General features: G+C 68.1%; 8 protein-coding genes. All 8 read left to right on the forward strand.

The features are described 5' to 3' along the window. A partial coding sequence (gene rlmD / locus GPA_RS10770) for a 23S rRNA (uracil(1939)-C(5))-methyltransferase RlmD (protein WP_083809077.1) occupies positions 1–1,030 on the forward strand: 1,030 nt, incomplete at its 5' end. A gap of 279 nt (positions 1,031–1,309) precedes the next feature. After that, entirely contained in the window at positions 1,310–1,843 is a 534-nt protein-coding gene (locus GPA_RS10775) for a peptidylprolyl isomerase (protein ID WP_015539885.1), read from the forward strand. 52 nt (positions 1,844–1,895) lie between these two features. Continuing rightward, the gene (locus tag GPA_RS10780; RefSeq protein ID WP_015539886.1) at positions 1,896–3,257 is read left to right on the forward strand and encodes a tetratricopeptide repeat protein; all 1,362 of its coding nucleotides are present in this window, start codon (positions 1,896–1,898) and stop codon (positions 3,255–3,257) included. 73 nt (positions 3,258–3,330) lie between these two features. After that, the gene (gene ndk, locus GPA_RS10785) at positions 3,331–3,735 is read left to right on the forward strand and encodes a nucleoside-diphosphate kinase (RefSeq protein ID WP_015539887.1); all 405 of its coding nucleotides are present in this window, start codon (positions 3,331–3,333) and stop codon (positions 3,733–3,735) included. A gap of 74 nt (positions 3,736–3,809) precedes the next feature. Then, complete coding sequence (locus GPA_RS10790; RefSeq protein WP_015539888.1) at positions 3,810–4,847, forward strand: 4Fe-4S dicluster domain-containing protein; 1,038 nt, start codon at positions 3,810–3,812, stop codon at positions 4,845–4,847. Continuing rightward, positions 4,837–5,748 carry an FAD/NAD(P)-binding protein gene (locus GPA_RS10795; protein WP_041239489.1) on the forward strand — a complete coding sequence of 304 codons (912 nt, stop codon included), beginning with the start codon at positions 4,837–4,839 and terminating at the stop codon, positions 5,746–5,748. The genes GPA_RS10790 and GPA_RS10795 overlap by 11 nt, the downstream gene beginning before the upstream one ends. Before the next feature lies 1 nt (position 5,749). Next, positions 5,750–6,535 carry an NADH-quinone oxidoreductase subunit B family protein gene (locus tag GPA_RS10800; RefSeq protein ID WP_015539889.1) on the forward strand — a complete coding sequence of 262 codons (786 nt, stop codon included), beginning with the start codon at positions 5,750–5,752 and terminating at the stop codon, positions 6,533–6,535. Positions 6,536–6,544: 9 nt separating this feature from the next. Then, the coding region (locus GPA_RS10805; protein ID WP_041239490.1) for a Ni/Fe hydrogenase subunit alpha at positions 6,545–7,561 on the forward strand (1,017 nt) is incomplete at its 3' end.

Here is a 7,561-nt window from a genome sequence, read left to right on the forward strand (position 1 = left end):
CGAAGCCGTGCGCGCCGAGGACCTCGTGCGCCCCTGCCTGCCGAGCAAGCGGCAGTGGGGCTACCGCAACAAGCTTGAGCTGGGAGCCGCGCGCGCGGAGAACGGCGAGTTCCTGCTGGGCTTCCATCGCGAGGGCACGCACGAGATAGCCACGCCGGCGGTCTGCCCGCTCGCCCACGATGCCGTGGCCAAGGCGCCGAAGGCCCTGCGCGGCGCGCTGCGCTTCGCGCAGGGCTCGGCCGACCTGGGGATCTTCCGGGTGGGCGTGCGGCACAGCGTGCGCACGCGCGAGACCGAGATCGCGCTGTGGACCAAGCCCGGCGCGTTCCCCCGCGCGCATGTGGCGAAGACACTCAAGAGCGCGCTCAAGGCCACGAGCATCGTGCGCGTGCTGGCCGACCCCGGGCGCGCGCGCAAGATAAAGGGAGTGGAGACCCTCGACGGCAAGGGCTGCTGGGGCGAGGAGCTGGCCGATGCGCGCTTCCTGACCAGCGCACCGTCGTTTTTCCAGGTGAACACCGCGCAGGCCGAGAAGCTGGCAGCGGAGGTCGTGGAGGGCCTGGGCGGCCGGATGGGCGAGGAGGGCCCCGAGGGCCTGGACGGGCTGCTCGTGGCCGACCTGTACGCCGGCGGCGGCACGTTCTCCGTGCCGCTGGCCCGTGCCGGGGCCGACGTCATCGCCATCGAGGCCGCCGGGTCGTCGGTGCGCGACCTGCGCCGCAACGCCGAGATGAACGGCGTGGACATCGAGGTGGTGGGCGGCGACGCCGCCCGCGAGCTGCCCGAGCTGGGCGGGCTGGACGCGCTCGTGGTGGACCCGCCGCGCGCCGGCCTCGCCGACGGCGTGGCGGAGAGCATCGCCGAGGCGGCTCCCGCGCGCGTGGCCTACGTGAGCTGCAACCCCGCCACCTGGGCGCGCGATGTGGCCCGCTTCGAGCAAAACGGCTACCGCCTGGCGCGCGCGCAACCCGTGGACCTGTTCCCCCAGACGCACCATGTGGAGGTGGCGAGCCTGTTCGAGCGGGAATGACGCTTCCGCCCGCGTCGAGGGGGCGCCGCTCCCGGGCGCGCCCGCCCCGAGGGGCTGCCGCGCGGTTTTGCGGGGGCGGCCACGTGCGGCGCGCCTTCCGAACCCTTTCAGCCCTTTCAAACGCCCCGTCCACAGGCGCGTGAATGTTATACGATTTTTCACCTGGGCCGGGCGTTACCTGCTAAAATTCCCAATCGTATGTGGTAATTCGCCCACGCGGCGCAACCGGCTCCGGCCGGGGCGCGACGCGACGTATGCAAGCAAGGAAAAGGAGCCACCATGGCGCAGTACACGCCCGAATACCAGCCGACCGGCGACGAGATCGCGGTCATCACCACGTCGAAGGGCACGATCCGCGTGCAGCTCAAGGGCAAGGACGCCCCCATCCACGTGGGCAACTTCGTGGAGCTGGCGCGCAAGGGCTTCTACGACGACCTGAAGTTCCACCGCTACGTGCCGGGCTTCGTGATCCAGGGCGGCTGCCCGAACACGCGCGAGCTGTCCTCCGAGGAGGTCGTGAACGTGACGAAGAGCCCCCGCTCCCGTCTGGGCACGGGCGGCCCGGGCTACTCCATCAAGGAGGAGTACACCACGAACCCGCACAACGAGCACAACGACGGCACGCTGGCCATGGCCCGCTCGCAGGACCCGAACTCCGCCGGCTCGCAGTTCTACTTCTGCCTGGGCGCCCAGCCCATGCTCGACTCGGGCTACACGGTGTTCGGCGACACGATCGAGGGCCTGGACGTCATCGGCAGCCTGCGCGTGGGCGATGTGATCGAGCACGTGGAGATCGAGAACGCCGCCGAATAGCGCATCAGGGCGCCCGCCAGCCGGGCGCCCTCGACCAAACGTAAGGAAGCAGATGAACAACGACCTATTCCAGCAAGCCCGCGCGGTCTATGCCGCGAAGGACTATGCAGGCGCCCTCCAGGCGTTCACGCAGTGCTTGCAGGATGGAAGCCACCCGCTCGCGCCGGGCGAGATGGGGCTGCTCTACCACCAGATAGGGAACTGCCTCGTCAAGCTCAAGGACTGCAACGAGGCCATCCATGCCTACACGCAGGCCACGGCCGACGCGGCCTACGACGCGTGCGGCGCGGTGAACTACAACTTAGGGATGGCCTACGCGGCGCTGCACGACTACGAGGACGCGGTCAAGCACTTCGAGATAGCCGTGTCAGACGCCAAGTACGACACGCCGTACAAGGCCTACACCGGCATGGGCAACGCGCTGCTGAAGCTGGGCAAGTCCGCCGAGGCGGGCGTGGCGTTCCGCGAGGCGGCGCTCGACGAGGGCAACCCCGACCCCACGAAGGCGCTGCTGAACCTGGGCGTGTGCTTCATGGCGCTCGACCGTCCGGCCGACGCCGTGGCTTCCTACGAGAGCGCGCTGCAGTTCGGCATGCAGCCCGACACGAAGAACAAGCTCTATGCCAACCTCGGGCAGGCCTACGTGGCGTGCGGCCAGATGCAGAAGGCCGTGAACGCCTTTGAGCAGTCCATCGCCGACAAGACGTACTACCTCTCCGACTCCGCGAGCGTGGACTACCAGCGCGCCATCGCGGCCGTGGCCCAGGGCACTTCCGAGATCACGCAGGTCATGCCCGCCGTGGCCTCTGCCGGCGACCTGTCCGGCCTGGACGTGGCGGCCGACGGCGCCCCCATGTACGCCGACGAGGGCGCCTACGCCTACGGCCAGCAGGACCCGTACTACTACGCCGACGCCTACGGCGAGCAGGCGTACTCCGGCACCGAGGCGGGCGACCACTTCTTCAACGCAAGCGACGAAGAGCTGGAGAAATGGTCGAAGGGCCTGGCCAAGCAGGACCGCAAGCGCCGCAACGTGGGGCTGAAGGTGCTCGTGGCCATCGTGCTTCTGGTGGTGGTGGCGTTCGGCGCGGCCGTGTTCCTGTACACGCAGGGCTGGGGCTACCCGACGCAGGAGACCGTGGTCAAGGAGCTGTTCGCCAACCCCGAGGCCGCGTCTTCCACCGTGTTCGCCAAGGAGGTCGATGCCGATAAGGCCAAGACCATGGTCGAGCCGCTCGTGGCCGACGCGAACCCCGCCATCGACGGCGTGGACAAGTCCATGAGCGATTCCACGGTGTACGTGACGGCCAAGACCGAGCAGGGCGGCGACGTGCAGTACAAGGTGTCGCTCGTGCGCGATATGATCGGCTGGAAGGTGTCGAGCGTCGAGCTCTACTTCCCGAGCCAGAACTAACCGGGTTCACCGAAAGTGCGCGCGCGTGCGCGCACTTTCTTCATGTCTGTATAAAAGAGAGAAAGGGAACCACATGGCAGTGCAGAAGACCTACACCATGATCAAGCCCGACGGCGTGCGCAACGGCCACATCGGCGAGATCGTCAACCGCTTCGAGCGCGCGGGCCTCACCGTCGAGCGCATGGAGCTGGGCATGGTCACCGACGAGCAGGCCAAGGCCAACTACGCCGAGCACGAGGGCAAGCCGTTCTACGAGGGCCTCATCTCCTACATCACCAGCGGCCCCGTGGTGAAGATGGTCGTGTCCGGCGAGGGCGCGGTGGCGAAGTGCCGCTCGCTCATGGGCGCCACGAACCCGGCGGAGGCGGCCCCCGGCACGATCCGCGGCGACTTCGGCCTCATCATGGACGAGAATGTTATCCACGGCTCCGACAGCCCCGAGTCCGCCGAGCGAGAAATCGGCATCTTCTTCGAATAGTTCTCGCGGCTGGTCCGCTGGGCGGGTATTCTGTTACGCATTAGCAGGTCACCAGACGAGAAAAGGACGAGAGCATGCTCTATCGCGTCATCGATGCCTCAGAACTTCCCTCGCTCGTGTCGGCTTTCATGGAATCCTATGAAGTGGTAGCTCCGGTCAAGCGCGACCGGAGCTACGTGTTCGAGGCCGTGGAATCTTATCACGACATAGAGCTGGGTTACGACACGACCGTCTCATCGCCCAAGAAGTACTTCCTGCCGCCCACCGAGACGCTGTTTCCCTTCGATGCCCGCGCGGAGGAGGTGGCGTCCTTCGCCGCCGAGATCACGCCCCGCGTCATCTTCGGCGCCCATGCCTGCGACATCAACGCGCTGAACCGGCTCGACCTCGTGTTTCGCGACGGCCGCTACCCCGACCCCTACTACGTGGCGCGCCGGGCGGCCACGCTCGTGGTGGGCGTGAGCTGCATGCCCACCGACACGTGCTTCTGCCACCTCTGGGGCGCCGACGAGGCCCGTTTCGGCTACGACCTGTTCCTGCAGGATATCGGCGGCAAGTACCTCGTGAGCATCTCCAGCGTGGAGGCGGCGAACATCCTGGAGGCGGCGTGCAGCCCGCGCGTGGCCACCGACGAGGACCGCATCGAGTTCCGCCATGCGACGAGGCGGCGCCAGGAGGCGTTCAACGGCGACATCCCCGACATCCAGGACGTGGCCATGCTCATGGACGCGTTCCACAAGGACCCGTACTGGGAGGAGCTCGGGGGCCGTTGCCTGGCCTGCACGGCGTGCTCGGCCGTGTGCCCCACGTGCTTCTGCTTCGACATCCAGGACACGCTCGACCCCGACGGGCGCACCGGCGTGCGCGAGCGCACGTGGGATTCGTGCACCTCGCCGCAGTTCGCCCAGGTGGCCGGCGGGCACAACTTCCGCGCCGACGGGCGCAACCGCGTCCGGCACCGCATGTACCACAAGCTCAACGGCTTCCTGGCCAACCACGACCGCATGCTCTGCGTGGGCTGCGGGCGCTGCGTGACGGCGTGCAAGGCGAACATCAACCCCATCGAGGTGCTGGAGTTCTTCGAGAGGAAGGGGGCCTGCGATGCCGAGTAGCTGCGCGGTTTCCACGGTTCAGGTGCATCCGCTGGAGGGCGGGCCCGCACCGCTCACCGGCGAGGAGATGATGGCCGCCAACCCGTATCGGCCTTGGCCGGCCCGCATCACGTCCATCATCGACGTGACGGCGACGGAGAAGCTGTTCGAGTTCCGGCTCATCGACGACCGCATCCGCGACGCGTTCTCCCACGAGCCCGGCCAGTTCGTCGAGGTCTCCATCTTTGGCGTGGGCGAGGCGCCCATCTCCATCTCCAGCTCGCCCACGAAGCGCGGCTTCATCGAGCTGTGCGTGCGCCGCGCCGGCGCGTTCACCAAGGTGCTGCACGAGATGCAGTGCGGCGACGTCGTGGGGCTGCGCGGCCCGTTCGGGCGCGGGTTCCCCATCGAGGACATGAAGGGCCACGACATCCTGCTGGTGGCGGGCGGCTTGGGCATCGCGCCGCTGCGCTCGCTCATCAACAACATCCACGACGAGCGCTCCGAGTTCGGCAAGGTCACCATCATCTACGGGTCGAAGAACCCCTCGGAGGTGATGTTCCGCCAGCAGTTTGAGATGTGGCGCCACCGCAAGGACTTCGACCTCTACCTGACCGTCGACCATCCCGACGATACGTGGGATGGAGAGGTTGGCCTGGTCACGAAGCCGTTCGAGCATCTGGAGATCGACGCGCCCAACACGTTCGGGGCGCTGTGCGGGCCACCGGTGATGTACCGGTTCGCCATCGACGAGATGCGCAAGAAGGGCATCAGCTACGACCGTATCTACGTGAGCTTCGAGCGCCATATGAAGTGCGGCATGGGCAAGTGCGGCCACTGCCAGATCGGGCACCAGTACGTATGCATCGACGGGCCCGTGTTCAACTACTGGGAAGCGAAGAACATTCAGGGGTCGATGTGATATGAGCGGATACTGCATAGCCTGCCAAGAGAAACCGCAGCCTCCCCGCGTCGTGGTGGTCGGCCTGGCCAGCTGCTTCGGCTGCCAGCTGCAGATCACGAACGTCGAGGAGCACCTGCTGGACGTGCTCGGCCAGATCGACCTGCGCTACTGGCAGCTCACCTCGAGCGAGCCGATGCCCGACGCCTTCGACGTCGCCGTCATCGAGGGCGCGGTGACCACCGTGGAGGCGGAGGAGACCGTGCGGCAGCTGCGCGAGCGCGCCGGCGCCGTCATCGCCATCGGCGCCTGCGCCACCACGGCCGGCATACCCGGCATGGCGGCGGCGGGCTTCTCCGAGCGGCCGGGCCAGGTGTACGACCTCGTGCCCGAGGCCTGCGGCGACATGGTTGCGCCGCAGCCCGTGGGGTCCGTCATCGACGTCGACTTCGAGGTGCGCACGTGCCCGGTGGACTCCCTCGATTTCATCGACGTGCTCCAGCGTGCGCTCTACGGCTCGAACAAGGCCGTGCCCACGCGCACGATGTGCGGCGACTGCAAGCGCAACGAGACGAGCTGCTTCTTCGGCAAGCAGCAGCTGTGCCTGGGTCTGGTGACGCGGGCCGGGTGCGGCGCGCGCTGCGTGAACCTGGGGAGGCCCTGCAACGGGTGCCGCGGGCTGTCGCCCGACGCGAACCTGCCCTCGGCGCGCGAGGCGTGCGAGCGCTACGGCGTGCCGGTGGCTGACTTCGACAAGGCGCTGGAGATGTTCAACCAGGTGAATCCCGCCCTAGCGGCGAGCGAGTAGGGAGCTTCCATGACGAAAACCGCCATACACGTGGACCATATCGCACGGGTGGAGGGCCACGGCAACGTGCACGTGGTCATCGAGGACGGCGCCGTGAAGACCGTGGAGATGAACGTGGTGGAGCCGGCGCGCCTGTTCGAGAGCATGGTGCGCGGCCGCAGCTGGCGCGAGGTGTCCTACATCTCCTCGCGCATCTGCGGCATCTGCTCGGCCAGCCACGTGGTCACCGACCTCAAGGCCATCGAGCGCATCTTCGGGGTGCAGGTCACGCCCCGCACCCGGGCCCTGCGCGAGCTTCTGGTGTACGGGTCGTACCTGCAGAACCACGCCACGCACCTGTTCGTGCTGGCAGCGCCCGACTTCGTGGGGCAGAAGAGCGTGTTCCCGCTGGCCGAGAGCGACCCGGCGCTGTTCGAGGGGGCGCTCGGCCTGAAGGCGCTCGGCAACGAGCTGTGCACGGCCGTGGGCGGCCGGTCCATCCACCCCATCACGGCGGTGGTGGGCGGCTTCACCCACGAGATAGGGGCGGGGGAGTACCGCGCCCTGGCCGACAAGATGGACTCGTTCGCGGCGTTCGCGGCCGCGGCCGTGGACCTGTTCGCCGGCTTCCCGGTGCCGCGCATCGCCACGGCCGGCGACATGCTGGCCATGGTGGAGCCCGACTACTACCCGGTGGAGTGCTCCGACACGGCGCGCTTCCTGGACGCCGGCATCGAGTTCGACGCGAACGACGTGGGCGCGCACCTGGAGGAGTACGCCGTGCCGCATTCCGCCGCGCTGCTGGCGCGCGTGAGGGAGACGGGGTCGCCCTTCTTCACGGGCGCGCTCGCCCGCATCAACGCCTCGTGGCAGCATCTGGGGCAGAACGCCAAGGTGGCCGCCGCCAAGGCCGGGCTGCGCCCGCCCGAGCGCAACCCCTTCATGAACAACGTGGCCCAGGCCGTGGAGCTGGTCGACGCGCTCGACCGCTGCGCGGGCATCTGCCGCGCGCTGGCCGAGCCGGGCGCCGTGGAGGGCTCGAGCGAG

The sequence above is a fragment of the Gordonibacter pamelaeae 7-10-1-b genome, assembly GCF_000210055.1.
Taxonomy (GTDB): domain Bacteria; phylum Actinomycetota; class Coriobacteriia; order Coriobacteriales; family Eggerthellaceae; genus Gordonibacter; species Gordonibacter pamelaeae.